Raw genomic sequence first — 22,527 nt, 5'->3', positions numbered from 1 at the left:
GCGGCCGTGCGAGGCTGAAGGGAACGTCACGACCACCATGGAGGACCCGTCCATGCATCCCGCCGAAGGCGACCCGCAGCGTATCCTCGTCGTCGACGACGAGCCGGCCGTCCGTGAGGCCCTGCGCCGCAGCCTCGCCTTCGAGGGGTACGCCGTACAGACCGCGGTCGACGGGCTCGACGCCCTCGACAAGGCGGCCTCGTACGCTCCCGACCTGATCGTCCTCGACATCCAGATGCCCCGGATGGACGGCCTGACGGCGGCCCGGCGGCTGCGCTCCGCGGGCAACGTCACGCCGGTCCTGATGCTCACCGCCCGCGACACCGTCGGCGACCGCGTCACCGGCCTCGACGCGGGCGCCGACGACTACCTCGTCAAGCCCTTCGAGCTGGACGAGCTCTTCGCCCGCGTCCGCGCGCTGCTGCGCCGCAGCTCCTACGCCGCACCGCGGACCGGCGTCGAGGGCCACGAGGACGTGCTGACCTTCGGCGATCTGCGCATGGACCTCGCCACCCGCGAGGTCACCCGGGGCGGGCGCACGGTGGAACTGACCCGGACCGAGTTCACGCTGCTGGAGATGTTCCTCGCGCACCCGCGCCAGGTCCTGACCCGCGAGCAGATCCTCAAGACCGTCTGGGGCTTCGACTTCGAGCCCAGTTCCAACTCCCTGGACGTGTACGTGATGTACCTGCGCCGCAAGACCGAGGCGGGCGGCGAGCCCCGCCTGGTCCACACCGTGCGCGGGGTGGGCTACGTCCTGCGCGCCGGCGAGAGCGGGCCCGAGTGAGCCCGGCCGCCAGATTCCGCACCCTCCCGCTGCGCTCGCGCCTCGCGCTGCTGGTAACCACCGCCGTGGCCCTGGCCGTGGCCAGCGTGTCCGCGGTGTCCTGGGTGATGGTGCGGGCCCAGCTGGACAACCAGCTGAACCAGTCCCTGATGGCCACCAACCCGACCACGCAGGTGCTGGACCGGCTGAACCAGCCGAGCTGTCCGGCCTTCCCGCCTGCCCAGGTCCAGCAGGACATCGCCGAGAAGCTGAACGCGACGGTCCAGATCGTCACCGCGGACGGCAACCACTGCTGGGTGAGCGGGCAGACCGACCTGCCGGTGACCGACACCGACAAGGAGGTCGCGGCGGGCCGCAGGGCCAAGGCCCTGCACGACGCGACCACCGCCAACGGCGTCGCCATGCGCGTCTACACCTTCGCGGCGCAGACCCGGCCCGGCGTCACGATCTTCGCGGTCTCCGTTGCCCGGCCCCTGAGCGACATCGACAAGCCCCTGGCCACCCTGGCCTGGGTGCTGCTCCTCGTCTCCGGCATCGGGGTCGTCGGCGCCGGCGCCGCCGGGCTGTGGGTGGCCCGTACGGGCCTTCGCCCCGTCGACGAACTCACCGGCGCCGTCGAGCACATCGCCCGCACCGAGGACCTCACCGTCCGGATCCCCGACGAGGGCGACGACGAGATCGCCCGCCTGTCGCGGTCCTTCAACTCCATGACGGCCGCCCTCGCCTCCTCCCAGGAACGCCAGGCGCAGCTGATCGCCGACGCCGGGCACGAGCTGCGCACCCCGCTCACCTCCCTCCGTACGAACATCGAGCTGCTCTCGCGCAGCGAGGAGACCGGCCGGGCCATCCCGCCCCAGGACCGCAAGGAGCTGCTGGCCTCGGTCAAGGCGCAGATGACGGAGCTGGCCGCGCTGATCGGGGACCTCCAGGAGCTGTCCCGCCCGGACGCCGTCTCCCCTGGCCCGCTCGGGGTGGTGGCCCTGCACGAGATCGCCGCGAGCGCACTGTCCCGGGCCCGGCTGCGCGGACCCGAGCTGGACTTCACCGCCGATCTGGCGCCCTGGTACGTACGGGGCGAGGCGGCGGCCCTGGAGCGGGCGGTGGTCAACGTCCTGGACAACGCGGTGAAGTTCAGCCCGCCCGGCGGCGCGGTCGCGGTGACGCTGCGGGCGGGCGAGCTGGCCGTACGGGACCACGGTCCGGGCATCCCGGCCGAGGAACTCCCGCACGTCTTCGAGCGGTTCTGGCGCTCTCCGTCGGCCCGCGGCCTGCCCGGCAGCGGCCTGGGCCTGTCCATCGTGGCCCGTACGGTGCAGCGCGCGGGCGGCAGCGCCGAGCTGCGGGCGGCGGCCGGCGGCGGTCCGGGGACGGAGGCGGTGCTCCGCTTCCCGGGGGCGCCGACCCCGCCGCCCGCCCCGCTGCCGACCGGGCCGCCGACCGGGCCGCCGACCGGACCGTCAGTTGTGCCGGATCAGTGAGGCGACCAGGCCGGAGCGGGTGTTCGGGAAGTCCATGGGGACGATCCCGAGCCCGGTCCGGCCGGACAGCTCCCCGCCGTCGACGAAGGCGTGCACCTGCGGGCCCAGCCGGTCGGAGTTCCAGCGCGGCGGCATGTACGCCGCGGTGCTGGTGTAGTTCATGAACAGCTTGCCGGGCTGCTGGACGGCCCGGCGGAACTGGTTCTCGATCTTGCCGCGCTTGGCGAAGGGCTCGGCGTTGTAGTCGTCCTGGATGTCGAAGACGGTGCCGTCCCCGTACCGCAGACCGGGCAGCCCGCCGTTGTCGGCGAGCAGGACCACCTTGCCGCGGGCCTGCCCGAGGGCGGGCAGGGTGTCGGCGATCCGGAACAGCGGCCGCCAGCCCCGGTTGTCGAGGTAGTCGTCGAAGACGGCCCGGAAGGCCGCGTCGCTGTCCGTGGAGTACTCCTGCTTGACCCGCATCAGGACGGTCTCGGACGGGTGCGCGGCGAGGAAGTTCCAGCAGGCCACCAGCACGTCGCCGAACATCAGGTCCTGGTAGAAGGCGCCGTGGTGGATGGCGAAGGACCCCCCGGTGACCCGGCACCGCACGTCCAGGAAGCGGATCCCGGAGTCGAGCTGCTCGGCGATCGAGGTGTTCTGGCAGGCGACGTAGAGCCCGCCCTGGCGGGCGCCGGAGTCGTGGGTGCCGGGGATGGTCATGCGCTGGAGGGCGGTGGAGTCGGCGAGGCCGGCCATCCAGTCCTGGGTGCCGAGGGCCGTGGCGGAGGCGCGCCCGGCCGTCCCCAGTCCCACGGCGGCGGAGGCCGCCAGCGCTGCCGCCCCGGTCAGGAACCCCCGGCGGCCCAGCTCCGCGCCCGCGCCTCTACCTGCTTCCGTGCCCGTACCGGTGCCCGTGCCCGTACCGGTGCCCGTGCCCGTACCGGTGCCCGTGCCCGTACCGGTGCCCGTGCCCGTACCGGTGCCCGTGCCCGTGCCCGCAGCCGATGCCACGCCCATGCCCGCCCCTTTGCCGACCCAGTGGTGGGACGGGATTATGGCGTGCGGGACCCGCCTTTGCTACCCGTCGGTAGCGGTCAGCTTTCGAGCAACTCGACCATCGTGCGCAACCCTTGGAGGATTTCGCGGCCGTTCGGCGCCTCCTCCGGGTCGGTCAGGGCCTGCACCATCACCCCGCCCAGCAGCGCGATGTGCAGCGAACCGAGGGACCGTACGTCCTCCTCCGCGACCTCGCTCTCGGGCACCCCGCGCAGCGCGGCGGCCACCATCCGGCGGTTGCGGCGCTGCCCCTCGGCGAGGGCGGCGAGCAGCTCGGGCGAGGACCGCGCGTGCACGAAGGCCTCCACGGAGGCCAGCCACAGCCAGCGCATCTCGCCGAAGTCCCGGATCTTGCGGTCCCAGGTGTCGGCGTACCGCTCCCCGGCGGTGTCACCCTGCCCGGTGAGCCGGCCGGATCCCGTGGCCCACTCGTCCATGGCGGCGAACAGCGCCTGGTTGAGCAGGGCCTCCCGCGATCCGAAGTGGTAGCCGATCGCGGCCATGCTCACCTTCGACGCCGAGGCGATGTCGCGCACGGTCGTGCGCAGGTACCCCTTCTCCTCCAGGCAGCGGCGCGCTCCGGCCAGCAGGTCCTCTCGATTTCCCATGCCGGGATCGTATCCGCGCCCCTTTTTGTGCAAGCGCCCTACACGAACGTATTGCACACTTGCCCAAATCCTGACAGCCTTCAGTCACCGGCAAGACCCGAGAACGTGCACGCGACCTGCCACACACGGGGAGACGAAACCATGCGCCACGCGCTGAAGATCGACGACCGCACCCTGTCCTACCTGGACTTCGGCGGCCCCGGCCGCCCCCTGCTCGCCCTGCACGGCGGACTCTCCGAAGCTGCCCACTTCACCGGCCTGGCCACCGCCCTCGGCGACGGGTGGCGGGTCATCGCCCCCGACCAGCGCGGCCACGGCGACTCCGACCGCGCCGCCGAGTACAGCCGCGAGGGCTACGTCGGCGACGCCGCCGCGCTCCTGGAGCACCTCGGCCTCGCGGAGCCGGCGGTCGTCCTCGGCTTCTCCCTGGGCGGGTTCAACGCCTATCACCTGGCCGCTGCCCGCCCCGACCTGGTCTCGGCGCTCGTCAATGTCGACGCCACGGTGGAGATCCCGGGCGGGGAGCGCCTGGACTTCTTCGACCTCCTCCACGCCCTCCCGTACACCGCGCCGACCCGCGAGGAGCTGATCGCCGCCTGCGGCCCGCTCGGCGAGGGGATCGGCCCGTTCCTGCGCCCGCTGCCCGACGGGCCCGGCTGGCGGCTGCCGTTCCACCCGCAGGACACCCTCGACACCGTCGCGGCGGCCTTCGGCGACCACTGGGACGTCTGGCTCGCCAGCCGCTGCCCGGCGCTGCTGATCCACGGCCTGCGCAGCGAGGCGCTCCGCCAGGAGACGGCCGACGCGATGGTCTCCCGGCGGCCCGGGACGGCGTACGCGGCCCTCGACACCGAGCACTACGTGCCCTTCCAGGACCCGGAGGGCTTCCACCAGGCCGTCCGCACCTTCCTCGCCGGGCTCTGACAACGCCGAAGGGGCGGCGGGCCGCCCAGGCCCACCGCCCCTTCGGCGCTTGCGGGAGCTACTTGACGACCGTGATCCGGTCCGCCGCCGGCGGCGCGATCGGGCTCGCGGCCGTCGACTTGCCCAGGTAGGCGTTGAAGCAGTCCAGGTCGGACGCGCCCACCAGCTTGTGCTTGTGCTCCTTCAGGACGGTGAAGCCGTCACCGCCGCCCGCGAGGAACTCGTTCATCGCGACCCGGTAGGTCTTGGCGGGGTCGATCGCCGCGCCGTTCAGCTTCACCGAGTCCACCACGATGCGGTCGGCACCCGTCTTCGTCAGGTCGAGGGTGTAGGCGAACCCCTTCGACACCTGGAGGATCTTCGGGCTCGCGCCGTTGACCGGGCCGCTGACCTGCTGCTGCAGCGCGGTGATCAGCTGCGCGCCGGTCAGGTCCACGATGTTCATCATGTTGGTGAACGGCTGGACCGTGTAGGACTCGCCGTACGTCACCACGCCGTCGCCCTCGGAACCCGCGGCCTTGTAGGCCAGGTCGGCACGGATGCCGCCCGGGTTCATGATGGCCAGCTGCGCGCCGCCCTTGTCGGCCGGGGCCAGGGCCTCCAGCTGCGCGTCGGCGATCAGGTCGCCCAGCGGCTTCTCCGGCGCCTCCCAGCCGCGGCCCGGGATGTCCGCCGAGATGAAGCCCATCGGACGGCTGGCGACCGGGGCGGCGAGGGCGTTCCAACGGGTGATCAGCTCGGTCATGTCCGGGGCCTTGGGCTGGTCCCGGGTGACGACCTTGTTGACCGGCTTCGGCGCGGAGACCGCGGTGCGGACGATGTCCTTGGTCTGGCGGTCATACGTCAGCGTGGTGTCCGTGAACAGGCGGCCGTACGAGGCGGCCGAGGTCACCATGCGCGGGTTGCCCGCCGGGTCCGGGATGTTGCAGGCGTAGGCCTGGTGCGTGTGGCCGGTCACCAGCGCGTCGACCTTCGGGTCCACGTTCTTGGCGATGTCCACGATCGCGCCCGAGATACCGGCGCCGGCGCCCGGGACGTCGCAGTCGTAGTTGTACGCGCCGCTCGCGGGCAGTCCGCCCTCGTGGATCAGCGCGACGATCGACTTCACGCCCTGCTTGTTCAGCTCGGCCGCGTACTTGTTGATCGTCTCGACCTCGTCGCCGAACTTCAGGCCCTTGACGCCCTCGGCGGTGACGACGTCCGGCGTGCCCTCCAGGGTGACGCCGATGAAGCCGATCTTCACGTCCCCCTTCTTCCAGATGAAGGTGGGCGACATCATCGGACGCTTGGTCTTCTCGTCCGTGACGTTGGCGGCGAGGAACGGGAACTCGGAGCCCGTGAACTCCTTGCCGTACTCGAAGCAGCCGTCGACCGGGTGGCAGCCGCCGTACGCCATGCGGCGCAGCTCGGCCCTGCCCTCGTCGAACTCGTGGTTGCCGACGCTGGTGACGTCCAGGTCGAGCTTGTTCAGCGCCTCGATGCTCGGCTCGTCGTGGAACAGGCCGGACAGCATCGGGCTGCCGCCGATCATGTCACCGGCTGCGGCGGTGACGGAGTACTCGTGGCCCTTGCGGGCCTCGCGCAGGCTGGTCGCGAGGTATTCGACACCGCCCGCGGGTATGGCTTTGGTGGTGCCGTCGGCCTGACGCTCGCTCACATTGCCCGAGGAACCCTGCGGGGGCTCCAGCGTGCCGTGGAAGTCGTTGAACGACAGCATCTGCACATCGACGGTCCGGCTCTTGGCGGCACCGCCACCACTCGCGGCCCCGGCCGGCAGTGCGGCGGCGACCATCGCCCCGGCCCCGGCCGTGACGGCGAGGGCGGTGTAGGTCAACCGGAGGGCTCGGCGGTGCCGTTGTGGCGTCGCTGACATTTAATCCCCTTTGTGGACAGCGATACTGCTCGGGAGGTCCGACGAAGCCTATGGTCAACGCGCGTAGCACGACAGGGGGGAGCGGGTATCGAGCTGGTTACGCGCAGAAGACGGACCGAGCCCGCGCCCGCCCCCGCAGGCCGCCCGCGACGGTCGTAGGCTCTTGGCATGACTGACGCAGCAGCGGCCCTGGAGCCGGGACGGCAGATTCAGACCCTCGACGAGCTGACGGAGGAACAGGCCGACTCCGTCCTCGCCCTGATCGAGGAAGCGGCGCGCACCGACGGCACCACCGCCGTCTCCGAGCAGGGACGGCTCCAGCTGCGCGGCGGGCCGCGCGAGGGCATCCGGCACTTCCTGCTCACCGAGGGCGGCCGGCTCGCCGGATACGGGCAACTGGAAGACACCGACCCGGTGGAGGCCCCGGCCGCCGAGCTGGTCATCCACCCGGCGCTGCGCGGGCGCGGCCACGGGCGGGCGCTGGGCACGACCCTGCTGGCCGCCTCCGGCAAGCGGATCCGGGTGTGGGCACACGGGGGCAAATCGGCCGCCCGCCACCTCGCCCAGGTCCTCGGCCTGACCCTCTTCCGCGAACTGCGCCAGCTCCGCAGGCCGCTGTTCGAGGGGGACCCGCTCCCCGAACCACTGCTCCCGCCCGGGGTGACGATCCGCACGTTCGTCCCCGGCGCGGACGACGCGGCCTGGCTCGCGGCGAACGCGGCCGCCTTCGCGCACCACCCCGAGCAGGGCGCGCTGACCCAGCGCGACCTCAACGACCGGATCGCGCAGCCGTGGTTCGACCCGAAGGGCTTCTTCCTCGCGGAGCGGGAGGGCGAGCTGGTCGGCTTCCACTGGACCAAGGTCCACCGGGCGGAGCAGCTGGGCGAGGTCTACGTCCTGGGTGTCCGCCCGGGCGCCCAGGGCGGCGGCCTCGGCAAGGCCCTCACGGCCGTCGGCCTGCGCCACCTGGCGGAGGCCGGCCTCCCGACGGCGATGCTGTACGTCGACGCCGACAACCCGGCGGCCCTGGCGGTATACGAGGGCCTCGGCTTCACCACCCACGAGGTGGACCTGATGTACCGCACAGAAAGCTGACCGCCCGCCGCCGGCGAGGCTGGATGTAGTGCCGCTGACTGGGCCGGCCGCACCCGGCGCCGCCCCGGGGCTCCACCCCGCACCCCGGGCGGAGCCCCGATCCTGTACCCGCACCCACCCACCCAGCCGGGCCCCAATCCAGCCCCGCCAGGCCACACCCAGCCCCGCCGGGGCACATTCAGCCTCGCCGGCGTTTGAGGCGCGGGGTCTGGGGCGGAGCCCCGATCCTTGAGCCGCACCGGCCCACCCAGCCGGGCCCCAATCCAGCCCCGCCGGGGCACATTCAGCCTCGCCGGCGTTTGAGGCGCGGGGTCCGGGGCGGAGCCCCGGGCATGAAGGCGCGCGGGCCCACCCGGCCGCACCACACCCCAGCCCCGCCGGCGCTTGAGGCGCGGGGGTGCGGGGGCGGAGCCCCGGCGGCGGTGCCGGGTCCGCCCGGCCGCACACTCGTGCGCCGGCCAGACCCGGGAAGCCACACGCCATTCACCACGCATTAACACGCGCTTGCGACTCTCCCCCCATGCAGCCCCGGCCGCCCCGCCCCCGCCTGACGGCAAACACTTCCGACGCGCCTGTCCTCCCCGCGCGGAAGAATGGAGTCATGAGCCACCAGCCCAGCGCCGGCCCCACCGAGGTCCCCGCCCAGCACCCGTCTCACACCCCGGCCCCCGCGGCAGCGAACGGCACCAGTACGCCCCCCGCCCTCATCGGGTCCATCTCCGCGCACCGCCCCCACCTCGACCTCGACCCCGACCTCGACGCCGATCTGGACGCCTACGAGGACAAGGACGGCAGCGAGCTCCCCCCGGGCCGCTTCCTCGACCGGGAGCGCAGCTGGCTCGCCTTCAACGAGCGCGTCCTGGAGCTCGCCGAGGACCCCACCACCCCGCTCCTCGAGCGCGCCAACTTCCTGGCGATCTTCGCGAGCAACCTCGACGAGTTCTTCATGGTCCGCGTGGCCGGCCTCAAGCGTCGTATCGCGACCGGTGTCGCCACCCGTTCGGCCTCCGGCCTGCAGCCCCGCGAGGTGCTGGAGCTCATCTGGACGCGCTCGCGCGAGCTCATGGCCCGCCACGCCGCCTGCTTCCAGCAGGACATCTCCCCCGCGCTCGCGGAGGAAGGCGTGCACCTCATCCGCTGGCCCGACCTCACCGAGAAGGAGCAGGCCCGCCTCTTCACGCTGTTCCGGAACCAGATCTTCCCGGTGCTGACCCCGCTGGCCGTGGACCCCGCGCACCCCTTCCCGTACATCTCGGGCCTCTCCCTCAACCTGGCCGTCGTCGTCCGCAACCCCGCCAGCGGCCACCGCCACTTCGCCCGCGTCAAGGTCCCGCCCCTCCTCTCCCGCTTCCTGGAGGCCTCCCCGCACCGCTACGTCCCGCTGGAGGACGTCATCGCCGCGCACCTGGAGGAGCTGTTCCCCGGCATGGAGGTGCTGGCGCACCACATGTTCCGCGTGACCCGCAACGAGGACCTCGAGGTGGAGGAGGACGACGCCGAGAACCTCCTCCAGGCCCTGGAGAAGGAGCTCATGCGGCGCCGCTTCGGCCCGCCCGTCCGCCTGGAGGTCGAGGAGTCCATCGACCCCGGCGTCCTGGACCTCCTCGTCCAGGAGCTGAAGGTCAACGCCGCCGAGGTGTATCCGCTGCCCGGCCTGCTGGACCTGACCGCCCTCTTCGGGATCGCCTCCCTGGACCGGCCGGAGCTGAAGTACCCGAAGTTCATCGCCGGCACCCACCGGGACCTCGCCGAGGTCGAGACCGCCCACGCGCCCGACATCTTCGCCGCCCTGCGCGAGCGCGACGTCCTGCTGCACCACCCGTACGACTCCTTCTCCACCTCGGTGCAGGCCTTCCTGGAGCAGGCCGCCGCCGACCCGGACGTCCTCGCGATCAAGCAGACGCTCTACCGCACCTCCGGCGACTCCCCGATCGTGGACGCCCTGATCGACGCCGCCGAATCCGGCAAGCAGGTCCTCGTACTCGTCGAGATCAAGGCCCGCTTCGACGAACAGGCCAACATCAAGTGGGCGCGCAAGCTGGAGGAGTCCGGCTGCCACGTCGTCTACGGGCTCGTCGGCCTCAAGACCCACTGCAAGCTGTCGCTCGTCGTGCGCCAGGAAGGCGACCTGTTGCGCCGCTACGCCCACGTCGGCACCGGCAACTACCACCCCAAGACGGCCCGCCTCTACGAGGACCTCGGCTTGCTCACCGCCGACCCGCAGGTCGGCGCGGACCTCTCCGACCTCTTCAACCGGCTGTCCGGCTACTCGCGCCGCGAGACCTACCGCCGCCTGATGGTGGCGCCGCGCTCGCTGCGCGACGGCCTGATAGCGCGCATCGACAAGGAGGCCGACCACCACCGGGCCGGCCGCCCCGCCTCCGTGCGCCTGAAGATGAACTCGATCGTCGACGAGGTGCTCATCGACTCGCTCTACCGGGCCTCCCAGGCGGGGGTCCCCATCGACATCTGGGTCCGCGGGATCTGCGCGGTGCGCCCCGGAGTCCCCGGGCTCTCGGAGAACATCCGGGTCCGTTCGATCCTCGGCCGCTTCCTGGAGCACTCCCGGGTCTTCGCCTTCGGCAACGGCGGCGAGCCCGAGGTGTGGATCGGCAGCGCCGACATGATGCACCGCAACCTCGACCGCCGTATCGAAGCACTGGTCAGGGTCGCCGACCCGGCCCACCGCGCGGCTCTGGACCGGATGCTGGAAACCGGGATGTCCGACCTCACCTCCTCCTGGCACCTGGGCCCGGACGGCGAATGGACCCGGCACAGCACGGACGCGGACGGCCAGCCGCTGCGGCACCTACAGGAGATGCTCATAGACGCCCGGAGGCGCCGGCGTGGCTCAGCCAAACCATGACCTGACGGCCCGGGGGGACGCGGGTGACGTGCTCGGCGCGTACCTGCGCTCCCAGGCCACCGCTTTCCTGCGCGCGCTGCGCCTCCACGCCGAGAACGCGGGGAGCGGGGCCGATGCCGCGGAAGGAAATGATGCGGCGCGCAGCCTGCGGGGGGCTGCGCGCCGCATCAGCGGATCCCTGGTCACCTTCCGGGGGGTGACCGAGCCGTCCTGGGCGGACGGGCTGCGCACCGAGCTGGTGTGGCTGTCCTCGACCCTGGCCGACGAGCACGCGTACGCCGCCCGGCTGGTGCGGCTGCTGGACGCGCTGCACCGGCTGTCGGGGGCGCCCGAGGTCCCGTCGCCGCGCGGCGGCGCCGGCGCACTCACCGTGGGCTCGGCCCGGGCGGGCGCCCTGCTGGAGCGGCAGCTGACCCTGGCGCGGACCCGCGCCCACTCGGCGACGCTCCAGGCGCTCGGCTCCGCCCGTTTCCACGCGGTGGCGGACGCCGTGGCGGTGCTGGCCTCGGAGGTGCCGCTGGACGCGGTCGCGGCCCGGGGGCAGGTCGCGGAAGTCCTCGTACCGCTGGCAGAGGTGGCCGGAACCCGCCTGTCGGCGGCGGTCGCGGCGCTGCCGCCCGCCGAGGACGAGCACCCGTACAACGCGGACCACGACGGGCTCTGGCATGAGGTACGCCGCCTCCTGCGGGTCCACCGGTACGCCCGGGAGGCGCTGGGCGGGAACGTGGCCCGGCTGCACATCGCCGGTGAGGCCCTGGACCGCCACCGCGACGCCGCCGAGGCCGCCGCGGCCTCGGCGGCCGCGGCCCGCACCCCCCGCATCGCCCCCGCCACGGCCTACGCCCTCGGCGTGCTGCACGCCGACCAGCGCCACGAGGTCGAGGCCGCCCGCCTCGCCTTCCGGCACGTCTGGCTCCCCGAGCCGGCGGTCACGTCGAGATAACGGCCGGATAACGGATGGTTACGCCTGCGCGCGGACCCGCCGCACCGCACCGGGTCGTCCGCCACGGTTCACCGTCCGTTCACTCTCCCCGGTCGGCCGCTTCACCTGTCCTGCCTAATTTGAGTGGTGCACGGAGCGCGTCGCCGGCCAGAACCAGCGGCTCACCCGGGCGCCGACGTAGTCCTCTTCGCACGCCGCCCCGATACAGAAAGCGGCCGGCGGCTTCTGGAAGGAACACCCGAAAGTGAAGCTTCAGCGCAAGAACATGCTTCGTGCCTCCGCCCTCGGGGCGCTCGTCGTGTCCGGCGCCCTGGTCCTCACGGCGTGCGGCTCGGACGACAACACCAAGACCGCCGACGGCACGACGAAGCCCTCCACGGCCGCCGCGGGCGACATCAAGTGCGACGACGCCAAGGGCAAGCTCCTCGCCTCGGGCTCTTCCGCGCAGAAGAACGCGGTCGAGCTGTGGGTGAAGAACTACATGGCCGCATGTTCCGGCGTCGAGGTGAACTACAAGTCGTCCTCCTCCGGTGAGGGCATCGTCGCCTTCAACCAGGGCACCGTCGGTTTCGCCGGCTCCGACTCGGCGCTGAAGCCGGAGCAAGTCGAGGAGTCCAAGAAGATCTGCACCGGTGGCCAGGGCATCAACCTGCCGATGGTCGGCGGCCCCGTCGCCCTCGGCTTCAACGTCGCCGGCGTGGACAAGCTGAACCTCGACGCCGCCACGGTCGCCAACATCTTCAACGACAAGATCAAGAAGTGGGACGACGAGGCGATCAAGAAGCTGAACCCGGGCGTCACGCTTCCCTCCACCGCCATCCAGGCCTTCCACCGCTCCGACGACTCGGGCACCACCGAGAACGTCACCAAGTACCTCAAGACCGCCGCTCCCGACGCCTGGCCGCACGAGGCCGCGAAGAAGTGGGCCGCCCCGGGCGGCCAGGCCGCCTCCGGCTCCGCCGGTGTCGCCGCCCAGGTCAAGCAGGTCGACGGTGCGATCGGCTACTTCGAGCTCTCCTTCGCCGGCTCGCAGAACATCAAGACGGTCGACCTGAACACGGGCGCCGCCGCCCCGGTGAAGGCCACCGGTGAGAACGCCTCCAAGGCCATCGCCGCCGCCAAGATCGCCGGCACCGGCTCGGACCTGGCCCTGAAGCTCGACTACACCACCAAGGCCGAGGGCGCCTACCCGCTGGTCCTGGTCACGTACGAGGTCGTCTGCGACAAGGGCAACAAGGCCGAGACGCTCCCGACCGTGAAGTCCTTCCTGAACTACGCCGCCTCGGACGCGGGCCAGAAGGTCCTCCTGGAGAACGGCTACGCGCCGATCCCCGCCGAGATCAACGCCAAGGTCCGCGAAGCCATCAAGACGCTGGGCTGAATCCTGACCCCCGAGGTGTCGGCCGCCCCCGTCCGGGCACCGCCACCTCGGGGGAACCTTCCCCTCCACCCAGGGGAAATCCGGTGCACCGCCGCCAGGGGGCCTGCCCCCCAAACAGACCGGAAAGACCATGGTTTCCACCACACCCACCCAGATTGACACGGCTCCGCCCGTCTCCAAGAGCGAGAGGTCCACCGGCCGCGCCGGTGACAAGGTCTTCGCCGGGCTCTCCAAGGGATCCGGCATCCTGCTCCTGGTGATCATGGCGTCGATCGCCGCCTTCCTCACCTACCGGGCCTCGATCGCCCTGTCGAAGAACGAGGGGAACTTCCTCACCACCTTCGACTGGAACGCCTCGGCCAACCCCCCTGTCTTCGGCATCGCCGTCCTGCTCTTCGGCACCGTCGTCAGCTCGATCATCGCGATGGCCATCGCGGTTCCGATCGCCGTCGGCATCGCCCTCTTCATCTCGCACTACGCGCCGCGCAAGCTGGCCGCCCCCCTCGCCTACGTGGTCGACCTGCTGGCCGCCGTGCCGTCGATCGTCTACGGCATCTGGGGCGCCCTCTTCCTCGTCCCGCAGCTGAACGGCCTGAACCTCTGGCTGGACGAGTACCTGGGCTGGACCTACCTCTTCGACAAGACCCAGGTCGGCGTCGCCCGCTCGCTCTTCACCGTCGGCATCCTGCTCGCGATCATGATCCTGCCGATCGTGACCAGCGTCAGCCGCGAGGTCTTCCTCCAGGTCCCGCGCATGAACGAGGAGGCCGCCCTGGCCCTCGGCGCGACCCGCTGGGAGGTCATCCGGATGTCGGTGCTGCCCTTCGGCCGCTCCGGCGTCATCTCCGCCTCGATGCTCGGCCTGGGCCGCGCCCTCGGCGAGACCATGGCCGTGGCGACCGTCCTCTCCCCGAGCTTCCTGATCTCGTCGCACGTCCTCAACCCGGGCGGCGGCACCTTCGCACAGAACATCGCCGCGAAGTTCGACGAGGCCAACGAGTTCGGCCGGGACGCGCTGATCGCCTCCGGTCTGGTCCTCTTCCTGCTCACCCTGCTGGTCAACGGTGCAGCTCGGCTGATCATCGCTCGCCGCAAGGACTTCTCGGGGGCGAACGCCTGATGAGCCACGTACTCCAGGACCAGCGGCCCGCCCGGGCCCCCCGGTCCGTCGCCCCCGCCGGCCTGACCCGCGGCGGCCTGCCCCGGTGGGCCCCGGCCGGCATCGCGGTTGTCTCCATCGCCCTCGGCAGCGGCATCGGCCTCGCCTTCGGCCTCCAGAGCAAGATCCAGTGGGGCCTGCTCGCGGCCCTCCTGTTCGTCGGCATCACCTACACCGCCAGCGCGGTCATCGAGAACCGCCGCCAGGCCAAGGACCGCGTCGCGACCTCCGTCGTATGGGTCTGCTTCGTCCTCGCGGTCCTCCCGCTGCTCTCGCTGATGTGGACCACGATCAGCCGCGGTGTGAAGCTCCTCGACGGGAACTTCCTCAGCCACTCCATGAACGGCGTGACCAGCTTCGACCAGGGCGGCGGCGTCTACCACGCGCTGCTCGGCACGATCGAGCAGGTCGGCCTGGCCACCGCGCTCGCGGCCCCCATCGGCCTGCTGACCGCCGTCTACCTGGTCGAGTACGGGCGGGGCTCGCTCGCCAAGGCCGTGACCTTCTTCGTCGACGTCATGACCGGCATCCCCTCCATCGTCGCGGGCCTCTTCATCCTGACGACCTGGAACCTGATGCTCGGCTTCGGCCCCTCCGGCTTCGCCGGCGCCATGGCCCTGTCGATCCTGATGATGCCCGTCGTGGTCCGCTCCACCGAGGAGATGCTCAAGCTCGTCCCGAACGAGCTGCGCGAGGCCGCGCTGGCCCTCGGTGTGCCGAAGTGGCGCATGATCCTCAAGGTCGTGCTCCCCACCGCCATCGGCGGCATCTCCACCGGTGTCATGCTGGCTGTAGCCCGTATCGCCGGCGAGACCGCGCCGATCATGCTGCTGGTCTTCGGCTCCCAGCTGATCAACGGAAACCCCTTCGAAGGCGCCCAGTCCTCACTCCCCCTCTACATCTGGGAGCAGTACAAGGTCGGCAGTGAAGCCTCCTACGACCGGGCATGGGCCGCAGCGCTCGTCCTGATCGCCTTCGTCATGATCCTCAATCTGGTGGCTCGCGGCATCGCCCGCTGGAAGGCCCCGAAGACCGGTCGCTGACGCGACCTCCTGAAAGCGAAGTGACCCTCATGGCCAAGCGAATCGACGTCAGCGGCCTCTCCGCCTTCTACGGCAGCCACAAGGCCATCGATGACATCTCGATGACCGTGGAGCCGCGCTCCGTGACCGCCTTCATCGGCCCCTCCGGCTGCGGCAAGTCCACCTTCCTGCGCACCCTGAACCGCATGCACGAGGTCACCCCCGGCGGCCGCGTCGAGGGCAAGGTGCTGCTGGACGACGAGAACCTCTACGGCCCCGGCGTGGACCCGGTCGCGGTCCGCCGCACGGTCGGCATGGTCTTCCAGCGCCCGAACCCCTTCCCCACCATGTCGATCTTCGACAACGTGGCGGCGGGCCTGCGGCTGAACGGCTCCTTCAAGAAGTCCGAGCTCCAGGACATCGTCGAGAAGTCCCTCCAGGGCGCCAACCTCTGGAACGAGGTCAAGGACCGCCTGGGCAAGCCCGGCTCCGGCCTCTCCGGCGGCCAGCAGCAGCGTCTGTGCATCGCCCGCGCCATCGCGGTCGAGCCCCAGGTCCTGCTGATGGACGAGCCCTGCTCTGCCCTCGACCCGATCTCCACCCTCGCCATCGAGGACCTGATCGGCGAGCTGAAGGAACGCTTCACGATCGTCATCGTGACGCACAACATGCAGCAGGCGGCCCGCGTCTCGGACCGCACCGCCTTCTTCAACCTCGCCGCCGTCGGCCAGCCCGGCAAGCTCGTCGAGATCGACGACACGGACCGGATCTTCTCCAACCCCTCCGTGCAGGCGACCGAGGACTACATCTCGGGCCGCTTCGGCTAGACCGACGAGACACCATGCGGCTCCGCCGCGTGGTCCCAGGCGTCCTGCGGTGCTGCATGGCGGTGCCACCGCAAGGCGAAGAAAGAAAAGGGCCGGCTCCCCCTGGGTGGGAGGAGCCGGCCCGCTTTCCGTACGTACGTACGTCCGCGCGTCTGGCCGCTAACCGACGGCCAGGTTCACGATCCAGAAACTGACCGCTGCGACCAGGCCCGCGGCCGGCATGGTGATGAACCAGCCCAGGATGATGTTCTTGGCGACGCCCCAGCGGACCGCGTTCACCCGCTTCGTCGCGCCCACACCCATGATCGCCGAGGTGATGACGTGGGTGGTGGAGATCGGCGCCTGGTACAGGTAGGACGCGGTGTACATGATCGACGCGCCCGTCGTCTCGGCGGCGAAGCCCTGCGGCGGGTCGAGCTCGATGATCTTGCGGCCCAGGGTGCGCATGATGCGCCAGCCGCCCGCGTACGTACCCAGCGAGAGCATCACCGCGCACGCGACCTTGACCCATACGGGAATCGGGTCGCCGGAGCCCTGGACATCGGCGATGACCAGGGCCATCACCACGATGCCCATGGTCTTCTGGGCGTCCTGGAGGCCGTGCCCGAGGGCCATGGCGGCCGCCGACACGGTCTGGGCGATCCGGAAGCCGCGCTTGGCCTTGTGCGGGTTGGACCTGCGGAACATCCACATGATCGCGACCATCACCAGGTAGCCGACGACCAGGCCGACGATCGGCGACAGGAACATCGGGATGACGACCTTCTCCAGCACCCCGTGCCAGATGACGCCGATCCCGCCCGCCAGCGCCGCTCCCACCATGCCTCCGAAGAGCGCGTGCGAGGAGGACGAGGGCAGGCCGAAGTACCAGGTGATCAGGTTCCAGACGATCGCCCCGACCAGCGCGGCGAAGAGGATCCACATCCCCTTGTCGCCGTGCGGGGTCTCGATGATGCCCTTGCTGACCGTCTTGGCGACCCCGCTGCCCAGGAAGGCACCTGCGAGGTTCATCACGGCGGCCATCGCCAGAGCGGCGCGCGGGGTCAGCGCCCGCGTCGAGACGGAGGTCGCGATCGCGTTCGCGGAGTCGTGAAAACCATTCGTATAGGTAAAGCCGAGCGCGACACCGATGGTCACGACCAGAGCGAAGGTGTCCACGAGGTTCAGGACTCCTTGACCGCGATGGTCTCCACCGTGTTCGCAACGTGCTCGAACGCGTCGGCCGCCTCTTCGAGCACGTCGACGATCTGCTTGAGCTTCAGCACCTCGATGGCGTCGTACTTGCCGTTGAAGAGCTGCGCGAGCAGCTTGCGGTGGATCTGGTCGGCCTGGTTCTCAAGACGGTTGACCTCGATCCAGTACTCGGTGAGGTTGTCCATCGTCCGCAGGTGCGGCATGGCCTCGGCGGTCAGCTCGGCCGCGCGCGCCAGCACCTCGATCTGCTGCTCGACGCCCTTGGGGAGCTCCTCCACGTTGTAGAGGACGACCAGGTCGACCGCCTCCTCCATGAAGTCCATGATGTCGTCGAGCTGGGAGGCCAGGTTGTAGATGTCCTCGCGGTCAAACGGCGTGATGAAAGAGGAGTTCAGCTGGTGGAAGATCGCGTGGGTGGCGTCGTCGCCCGCGTGTTCCGCCGCCCGCATCCGCTCCGCGATCTCGGCCCGGGCGGAGGAGTCCGCACCGAGCAGTTCCATCAGGAGCTTGGAGCCCGTGACGATGTTGTCCGCGGATGCGGCGAACATGTCGTAGAAGCTCGTCTCCCTGGGGGTCAGACGAAATCGCACGTGAGGTCCTCGGGGTGCATTGGATTCGGTCAGGCTGATGCTAGGCGCATCCCCCGGCCACGGCTAACCGGCCGTTCCCCAGTGTCCTCCATCAGGCAGAGTGAGGACCACGTACCCCTGTCCCTGCGGCGGCGGGCCGGTACCCTATACCCACGAGGGGTATACACCCCCCCATTCCGGACCACGAAGCACGGGAGGACGCATGACGACCATCGAGGCCGAGGGCTCCGGAGCCGTCCACGGCTACCACCACCAGAAGGACGAGCACCTCAAGCGACTGCGCCGGATCGAGGGCCAGATCCGCGGCCTCCAGCGGCTCGTCGACGAGGACGTGTACTGCATCGACATACTCACGCAGGTCTCGGCGAGCACGAAGGCCCTCCAGTCCTTCGCCCTCCAGCTGCTGGAGGAACACCTCCGCCACTGCGTAGCCGACGCGGCCGTCAAGGGCGGCACCGAAATCGACGCGAAGGTGGAAGAAGCCACCAAGGCCATCGCCCGCCTGCTCCGTACCTGACGGACGCGCCTTTCGCACGGCTCGGCCCTGGCGGGTCACTCCTTCGTCACGCGCCCCTCGCACCGCTCGGCCCTGGGGGGCCTCCCCGGCTTCGGGCCGCTGCGCCGGACTCCGTCCGTCGGTCCCCGGTCCGGAGCAACCGGGCAGCCACCTTGGCCGGGGCGATTTCGGCCTCGCAGGGAACATCTTCCGGCTGGCCGGGGGATCTTCAGCCTCATCGGCGTTTGAGGCGCGGGGGCTGGGGCAGAGCCTCAGGACACGGCGGGTCAGCCGCCCGCCAGCCCCAACAACACCTCGTCGATCCGATCGAGACTCAGCCGTTCCTCATCCGCCGCCGAAGCGGCAATGATCAGCTCACCGCACAGCTCGATCTCGGCGAGCGCCACGTGGTCCTGCACCGTCGTACCGCAAGCGGGAGTCACGCGTGTCACCTCAATCTGCCGTCATCGCTCGTCGGGCATCGGCCACCGGCCCTCACCATCGGCACTCGACTCCTCAGCGTAGGGAGCCCCCGGCCCGCCGCACATGACACGGATGGACCATTTCCGGATACCCCCCATGGCCCGATCGCGCCGGTTACCCCCGCCCACCGCCCCTAATCGGAGATCTTCCCCGCGTAAATGTCCGTACTTGCGGGCAATACAACCGTCACGGGCGTCCCGAACCCGTACAGCAGCGTGGTGGACGAGACATCGATCACGCCATTGTTGACGTACGTGAACCGGTGCCTGACCTTCCGCAGCCGCCCCTGCTCATCCAGATAGGCATCGAACGGCACGGTGTCCTTGCTGAACCCTTTCGCCGCCGCCTCCAGCGCCCCCCGCACCTCCGGCGACGCGCTCCCCGCCGCCCGCCCGATGTCGGTGGTCCCCCGGTAGTGCCGCACCTTGGTGCCCGCCACCTCGGTCTCCCCGACGTACGTGACCTCCTGCGCGCCCCGCAGCAGCTCCGCCGCGACCAGCGGATCGGTGGCCCCGCCCGTGACCAGGTTCCCGTCGGCCAGCGTCGTCGTGTCGACCCGGACCCACTTGTCGTCGGGGACGCCCGAGCCCCGGTTCTTCATGTAGAGCGCGCCCGGCACGAGCAGCTCGGTGATCGGCCGGTGCTCGGCCTTGCCCTTCACATCGGCCGGCAGCATCACCAGCAGCTGGCCCATGTGGTGCTTGAAGTCGACGCCGCCCTCGCCCCGGATGGTGACCCGGGTGCCGCCCGTGGCCATCTCCATGGCCGTACGGGCCTGCGCGCTGCCCGTCTTCACCAGCGCGTCGGCGGCCCCGCGGACCACCGCCGCCGGGTCCGCGGGAGGCTTGCCGTCGCTGCCGCCGGCGCCCGCGCAGCCGCCCGTGGCCGCGACCGCCAGGGCGACCCCGGCAGCGAGCATCATCACCTCACCCGCACGTCCGCGCCGCCGCCTGTGCTGGTGAACCACCATCGCCTGCCAACCCCCAACGCGTGACCGCTGTTTGCCCGAGGCCCCCACCCGCTCCGCTTAACGAGGTCCGGGGTTTCCCGTCACGGGCCACACACCTCCCCGGCCCGTCCCCGACCCCGGTACCGTGGAGCCGTGGAACCGCACGCGAAAGCGACCCCGACCCCTCCGCTTGTCTCCGTGCCCCTCCAGCGGCCGCAGCCACAGCCGCAGCCACCCGCCGGGCACACCACCTCCACCGCCGAACGCGGATCGTTCTGCCTGGCCGTCTGCACCTGCGGCTGGACCGGCCCGGCCCGCCGCTCCCGCGACCTGGCCCGCAGGGACGCCGCCCGGCACACCGTCGAGTAGCCGCCCCTAGCCCGTTCGGACGGCCCGGCTGGCCCGGCCCGTCCGGAGCGGATGCCCTTGACTCATGCCAGGACCCGCAGCCCGCCTCGCGGCCCTTCGCTGGGCCCTGCTCATCGCCGGCACCCCGGCCGCCGGCGCCTGGGCCCGGGCCCGGGCCGTGGGCACGGCAGACGGCCCCGCCGACGTGGCCCTGGCCGTCGGGCTGCGGCTGCGCTCCCGCTACCGCCGCGAGGGCGGCGAGCGGCGCGAACCGTGACGCCGCGCCCGCGCCCGACGGCGGTGCGCCTGTGCTTCGGGGCGGCGCTGCTGTGCCTGCTGGCGGCCGTCCTGATCGCCGTATGGGAGTCGTACGGAAGCCCGTAAGCGTGGGCCCTCAACGCCCTTTAACGCTCTCAGCGCTCTTACCGCCCTCAGGCGGCGAGGTCGCTCTCCTGCGTACGCTGCCCGGCCGGCGGGGTCTGCGGCTGCGCCAGGCCGACCGACCGCGGCAGCGCCCGCCCCTTGGCCCGCACCAGCCGCCCCACGCGCGGGGAGCCGGCCACCGCCCGCACCACCGGGTTCAGCACCGCCATGGCGAGCGGCGCGAGGACGAGGACGACGGCGGTGCCGAGCGCGAAGCCGCCGATCACATCGGTGGGGTAGTGGAGGCCCGCGTACACGCGGCACAGCCCCTCGGCGAGCGCCAGCCCGATGCCGATGAGCCCGAGCTTCCGGTTGGCCAGGAACAGGCCGACGCCCAGGGCCATCGCGAGGGTCGCGTGGTCGCTGACGAAGGAGAACTCCGACTTCACCAGGCCGATCCCGGGTCCGGGGTCCAGGACCTGGAGGCCTTCGTGCTGCATGAACGGCCGCTGCCGCCCGACGAATTCACGCAGCGGCGCGTTGACGAGCAGCGCCAGCCCGGCGCCGAGGGGGGCCCACACGAGCGCGGCGAAGGTCTCGGCGGCCGAGGCCTCGTCCTGCCGGCGCGCACCGCGCCAGCACCACAGGACCAGAAGCACCAGGGCCAGCAGGATCCCGTACTCGCCGGCCAGGCTCACGGCCCGGTCCAGCCGGCTCGGGGCCTGCCGGGCCAGTCCGTTGAGCTCGTACAGCAGGCTGACATCCACATTCGGCCCACCGGTCGTGAGTCCAGCCATGGTGATGCGGCCCCTTGCCCTTGCCCTTGCCGTGGTTCCCCTGCATCCATGGAACGCCCGTTCTGGCTACTACGTTCCACTCTCCACCGAATGATCACTCCAACGTTATCGAAGAGTGACTCATCATCGCAGCTCAGGGCCTTTGCCTTACGGAGAGTTGCTACGGCGCCGGGCTCACCGCGACGCGCTCCGGAAGAGCCTCCGCACCGTCCTTCGTCACGCGCGTCGCGCCGAAGTAGTCAGGCGTGTCGATCTTGTCGAAACGGATCACCGCACCCGTGTACGGGGCGTTGATCATGTACCCGCCGCCGACGTACAGCCCGACGTGCCGGATCTCCCGAGAGTTCGTCAGATCATCGGAGAAGAACACCAGGTCACCGGGGAGCAGTTGGTCACGCGAAGGATGTTCCCCCGCGTTGTACTGGTCATTCGCGACACGCGGCAGCTCGATACCCACCGTCTCGTACGCCGCCTTGGTCAACCCCGAGCAGTCGAACCGCCCGTTCTGATCGGGCGTTCCGTTGCCGCCCCACAGATACGGCGTCCCGAGCTGCTTCTGTGCGAAGTAAATGGCTCCCGCGGCCTGTTGCGAAGGCGCCACCCGTCCCACGGGCCTGGCGAAGCTCTTGGCCAGCGTGGTAATCGTCTTTACGTACCCCTGAGTCTCCTTGTAGGGCGGCACGCCCCCGTACTTGATGACCGCGTAGGCACCCGCGTTGTAGGCGGCCAGCATGTTCGACGCCGGGTCACCCGGCACGCCCGCCACGTCCTTGGCCAGCTCACAGTCGTACGAAGCCGCCGAGGGGATCGCGTCACTCGGATCCCAGATGTCCCGGTCGCCGTCCCCGTCCCCGTCGATGCCGTGGCCCGCCCACGTACCCGGGATGAACTGCGCGATACCGCGGGCGTCGGCCGGACTGACGGCGCTGGGGTTCCAGCCGCTCTCCGAGTACAGCTGGGCGGCGAGCAGCGCCGGGTTGATGGCCGGGCACAGGTTGCCCCACTTCTCCACCAGCGCCTGGTACTTCGCCGGCACCGCACCCTTGGCGAGCCCCACGACCCGGCCGCCCGCACCGGCCCCCACCAGGCCCGCGGCGGCCGAGTACGTCCCCACCACGAGCAGCACGACGAAGGTCAGACACAGCCCGATCCCGATTCCACCGGCCATCCAGAATCTGCGCACCCGTCAACCCTCCCCCATGGCCCTGCCATTCCGCCGCGATTCGCCCGTGTCGCCTGTCGTACTAGCCCACTTGCTCCACGCCCCGCCCCCACCCCATCCTCAACCCCCACCGAACCCCCGTCC

The 22,527-nt window shown here is 70.9% G+C and carries 21 protein-coding genes and 1 pseudogene; 14 read left to right on the top strand and 8 right to left on the bottom strand.

Annotated elements, in window-relative coordinates; all coding sequences use genetic code 11:
- The first annotated feature begins 52 nt into the window (after positions 1 to 52).
- On the top strand, positions 53 to 787 hold the full coding sequence (locus J7E94_RS18560) for a response regulator transcription factor (protein ID WP_215016750.1): 735 nt from the start codon (positions 53 to 55) through the stop codon (positions 785 to 787).
- Positions 784 to 2,265: a cell wall metabolism sensor histidine kinase WalK gene (locus tag J7E94_RS18555; protein ID WP_215016748.1), complete on the top strand. Its 1,482-nt coding sequence runs from the start codon at positions 784 to 786 to the stop codon at positions 2,263 to 2,265. The genes J7E94_RS18560 and J7E94_RS18555 overlap by 4 nt, the downstream gene beginning before the upstream one ends.
- On the opposite strand, the gene J7E94_RS18550 is transcribed toward J7E94_RS18555, so the two are convergent.
- Positions 2,245 to 3,264, bottom strand: a complete 1,020-nt coding sequence (locus tag J7E94_RS18550; RefSeq protein WP_215016746.1) for a phosphatidylinositol-specific phospholipase C — start codon at positions 3,262 to 3,264, stop codon at positions 2,245 to 2,247. The genes J7E94_RS18555 and J7E94_RS18550 overlap by 21 nt on opposite strands.
- Positions 3,265 to 3,341: 77 nt before the next feature.
- A complete protein-coding gene (locus J7E94_RS18545; protein ID WP_215016744.1) occupies positions 3,342 to 3,911 on the bottom strand; it encodes a TetR/AcrR family transcriptional regulator in 570 nt (189 codons plus the stop codon).
- A gap of 141 nt (positions 3,912 to 4,052) precedes the next feature.
- On the opposite strand from J7E94_RS18545, the gene J7E94_RS18540 reads away from it, so the two are divergent.
- Positions 4,053 to 4,835: an alpha/beta fold hydrolase gene (locus J7E94_RS18540; protein WP_215016742.1), complete on the top strand. Its 783-nt coding sequence runs from the start codon at positions 4,053 to 4,055 to the stop codon at positions 4,833 to 4,835.
- A 58-nt stretch (positions 4,836 to 4,893) separates the two neighbouring features.
- Here the strand turns inward: J7E94_RS18540 and J7E94_RS35965 are convergent, their stop codons facing one another.
- On the bottom strand, positions 4,894 to 5,523 hold the full coding sequence (locus tag J7E94_RS35965; RefSeq protein ID WP_374224465.1) for a 5'-nucleotidase C-terminal domain-containing protein: 630 nt from the start codon (positions 5,521 to 5,523) through the stop codon (positions 4,894 to 4,896).
- Positions 5,524 to 5,645: 122 nt separating this feature from the next.
- On the opposite strand from J7E94_RS35965, the pseudogene J7E94_RS35960 reads away from it, so the two are divergent.
- The 8 genes and pseudogenes from J7E94_RS35960 to pstB all read left to right on the top strand — a co-directional run.
- Positions 5,646 to 5,696 (top strand): annotated as a pseudogene (locus J7E94_RS35960) (hypothetical protein); the annotation flags it as partial.
- Between the two features lie 1,180 nt (positions 5,697 to 6,876).
- Entirely contained in the window at positions 6,877 to 7,803 is a 927-nt protein-coding gene (gene mshD, locus J7E94_RS18530) for a mycothiol synthase (RefSeq protein ID WP_215016737.1), read from the top strand.
- A 601-nt stretch (positions 7,804 to 8,404) separates the two neighbouring features.
- Complete coding sequence (locus tag J7E94_RS18525) at positions 8,405 to 10,669, top strand: RNA degradosome polyphosphate kinase (RefSeq protein ID WP_215016735.1); 2,265 nt, start codon at positions 8,405 to 8,407, stop codon at positions 10,667 to 10,669.
- Entirely contained in the window at positions 10,650 to 11,612 is a 963-nt protein-coding gene (locus tag J7E94_RS18520; protein WP_215016733.1) for a CHAD domain-containing protein, read from the top strand. The genes J7E94_RS18525 and J7E94_RS18520 overlap by 20 nt, the downstream gene beginning before the upstream one ends.
- A 244-nt stretch (positions 11,613 to 11,856) precedes the next feature.
- Complete coding sequence (pstS, locus tag J7E94_RS18515; RefSeq protein WP_215016731.1) at positions 11,857 to 12,993, top strand: phosphate ABC transporter substrate-binding protein PstS; 1,137 nt, start codon at positions 11,857 to 11,859, stop codon at positions 12,991 to 12,993.
- 130 nt (positions 12,994 to 13,123) lie between these two features.
- The gene (gene pstC, locus J7E94_RS18510; RefSeq protein WP_215016729.1) at positions 13,124 to 14,113 is read left to right on the top strand and encodes a phosphate ABC transporter permease subunit PstC; all 990 of its coding nucleotides are present in this window, start codon (positions 13,124 to 13,126) and stop codon (positions 14,111 to 14,113) included.
- The gene (gene pstA / locus J7E94_RS18505) at positions 14,113 to 15,195 is read left to right on the top strand and encodes a phosphate ABC transporter permease PstA (protein WP_215016727.1); all 1,083 of its coding nucleotides are present in this window, start codon (positions 14,113 to 14,115) and stop codon (positions 15,193 to 15,195) included. The genes pstC and pstA overlap by 1 nt, the downstream gene beginning before the upstream one ends.
- Positions 15,196 to 15,224: 29 nt before the next feature.
- Positions 15,225 to 16,001 carry a phosphate ABC transporter ATP-binding protein PstB gene (gene pstB / locus J7E94_RS18500; protein ID WP_215016725.1) on the top strand — a complete coding sequence of 259 codons (777 nt, stop codon included), beginning with the start codon at positions 15,225 to 15,227 and terminating at the stop codon, positions 15,999 to 16,001.
- Positions 16,002 to 16,160: 159 nt separating this feature from the next.
- Here the strand turns inward: pstB and J7E94_RS18495 are convergent, their stop codons facing one another.
- Both J7E94_RS18495 and J7E94_RS18490 read right to left on the bottom strand, forming a co-directional pair.
- Positions 16,161 to 17,159, bottom strand: coding sequence for an inorganic phosphate transporter (locus J7E94_RS18495; RefSeq protein WP_215016723.1), 999 nt, complete (start codon positions 17,157 to 17,159; stop codon positions 16,161 to 16,163).
- A gap of 5 nt (positions 17,160 to 17,164) precedes the next feature.
- Positions 17,165 to 17,785: a DUF47 domain-containing protein gene (locus J7E94_RS18490; RefSeq protein WP_215016721.1), complete on the bottom strand. Its 621-nt coding sequence runs from the start codon at positions 17,783 to 17,785 to the stop codon at positions 17,165 to 17,167.
- Between the two features lie 202 nt (positions 17,786 to 17,987).
- Between J7E94_RS18490 and J7E94_RS18485 the strand changes: the two genes are divergently transcribed.
- Positions 17,988 to 18,302, top strand: a complete 315-nt coding sequence (locus tag J7E94_RS18485; RefSeq protein ID WP_030009310.1) for a metal-sensitive transcriptional regulator — start codon at positions 17,988 to 17,990, stop codon at positions 18,300 to 18,302.
- A gap of 595 nt (positions 18,303 to 18,897) precedes the next feature.
- On the opposite strand, the gene J7E94_RS18480 is transcribed toward J7E94_RS18485, so the two are convergent.
- On the bottom strand, positions 18,898 to 19,683 hold the full coding sequence (locus tag J7E94_RS18480) for a hypothetical protein (RefSeq protein WP_251056864.1): 786 nt from the start codon (positions 19,681 to 19,683) through the stop codon (positions 18,898 to 18,900).
- A gap of 183 nt (positions 19,684 to 19,866) precedes the next feature.
- On the opposite strand from J7E94_RS18480, the gene J7E94_RS18475 reads away from it, so the two are divergent.
- Positions 19,867 to 20,082 carry a hypothetical protein gene (locus J7E94_RS18475; protein WP_215016843.1) on the top strand — a complete coding sequence of 72 codons (216 nt, stop codon included), beginning with the start codon at positions 19,867 to 19,869 and terminating at the stop codon, positions 20,080 to 20,082.
- Between the two features lie 64 nt (positions 20,083 to 20,146).
- A complete protein-coding gene (locus J7E94_RS18470) occupies positions 20,147 to 20,338 on the top strand; it encodes a hypothetical protein (protein WP_215016717.1) in 192 nt (63 codons plus the stop codon).
- A 154-nt stretch (positions 20,339 to 20,492) separates the two neighbouring features.
- Here the strand turns inward: J7E94_RS18470 and J7E94_RS18465 are convergent, their stop codons facing one another.
- Positions 20,493 to 21,221 carry a phosphatase PAP2 family protein gene (locus J7E94_RS18465; protein WP_215016715.1) on the bottom strand — a complete coding sequence of 243 codons (729 nt, stop codon included), beginning with the start codon at positions 21,219 to 21,221 and terminating at the stop codon, positions 20,493 to 20,495.
- 160 nt (positions 21,222 to 21,381) lie between these two features.
- Complete coding sequence (locus J7E94_RS18460) at positions 21,382 to 22,389, bottom strand: bifunctional lytic transglycosylase/C40 family peptidase (protein WP_215016829.1); 1,008 nt, start codon at positions 22,387 to 22,389, stop codon at positions 21,382 to 21,384.
- Between the last annotated feature and the right edge of the window lie 138 nt (positions 22,390 to 22,527).

Origin of the sequence: Streptomyces sp. ISL-94 (assembly GCF_018614075.1) — a bacterium.
GTDB lineage: Bacteria > Actinomycetota > Actinomycetes > Streptomycetales > Streptomycetaceae > Streptomyces.
This window is presented reverse-complemented; position numbering and strand designations above follow the sequence as displayed.

Excerpts from the sequence above, each read along its gene's own strand:
- pstB (WP_215016725.1), top strand. The coding sequence starts at position 15,225 with ATGGCCAAGCGAATCGACGTCAGCGGCCTCTCCGCCTTCTACGGCAGC.
- pstC (WP_215016729.1), top strand. The coding sequence starts at position 13,124 with ATGGTTTCCACCACACCCACCCAGATTGACACGGCTCCGCCCGTCTCC.
- J7E94_RS35965 (WP_374224465.1), bottom strand. The coding sequence starts at position 5,523 with ATGGGCTTCATCTCGGCGGACATCCCGGGCCGCGGCTGGGAGGCGCCG.
- J7E94_RS18470 (WP_215016717.1), top strand. The coding sequence starts at position 20,147 with ATGCCAGGACCCGCAGCCCGCCTCGCGGCCCTTCGCTGGGCCCTGCTC.
- J7E94_RS18545 (WP_215016744.1), bottom strand. The coding sequence starts at position 3,911 with ATGGGAAATCGAGAGGACCTGCTGGCCGGAGCGCGCCGCTGCCTGGAG.
- J7E94_RS18460 (WP_215016829.1), bottom strand. The coding sequence starts at position 22,389 with ATGGCCGGTGGAATCGGGATCGGGCTGTGTCTGACCTTCGTCGTGCTG.
- mshD (WP_215016737.1), top strand. The coding sequence starts at position 6,877 with ATGACTGACGCAGCAGCGGCCCTGGAGCCGGGACGGCAGATTCAGACC.
- pstA (WP_215016727.1), top strand. The coding sequence starts at position 14,113 with ATGAGCCACGTACTCCAGGACCAGCGGCCCGCCCGGGCCCCCCGGTCC.
- J7E94_RS18560 (WP_215016750.1), top strand. The coding sequence starts at position 53 with ATGCATCCCGCCGAAGGCGACCCGCAGCGTATCCTCGTCGTCGACGAC.
- J7E94_RS18550 (WP_215016746.1), bottom strand. The coding sequence starts at position 3,264 with ATGGGCGTGGCATCGGCTGCGGGCACGGGCACGGGCACCGGTACGGGC.
- J7E94_RS18465 (WP_215016715.1), bottom strand. The coding sequence starts at position 21,221 with ATGGCTGGACTCACGACCGGTGGGCCGAATGTGGATGTCAGCCTGCTG.
- J7E94_RS18540 (WP_215016742.1), top strand. The coding sequence starts at position 4,053 with ATGCGCCACGCGCTGAAGATCGACGACCGCACCCTGTCCTACCTGGAC.
- J7E94_RS18525 (WP_215016735.1), top strand. The coding sequence starts at position 8,405 with ATGAGCCACCAGCCCAGCGCCGGCCCCACCGAGGTCCCCGCCCAGCAC.
- J7E94_RS18485 (WP_030009310.1), top strand. The coding sequence starts at position 17,988 with ATGACGACCATCGAGGCCGAGGGCTCCGGAGCCGTCCACGGCTACCAC.
- J7E94_RS18480 (WP_251056864.1), bottom strand. The coding sequence starts at position 19,683 with ATGCTCGCTGCCGGGGTCGCCCTGGCGGTCGCGGCCACGGGCGGCTGC.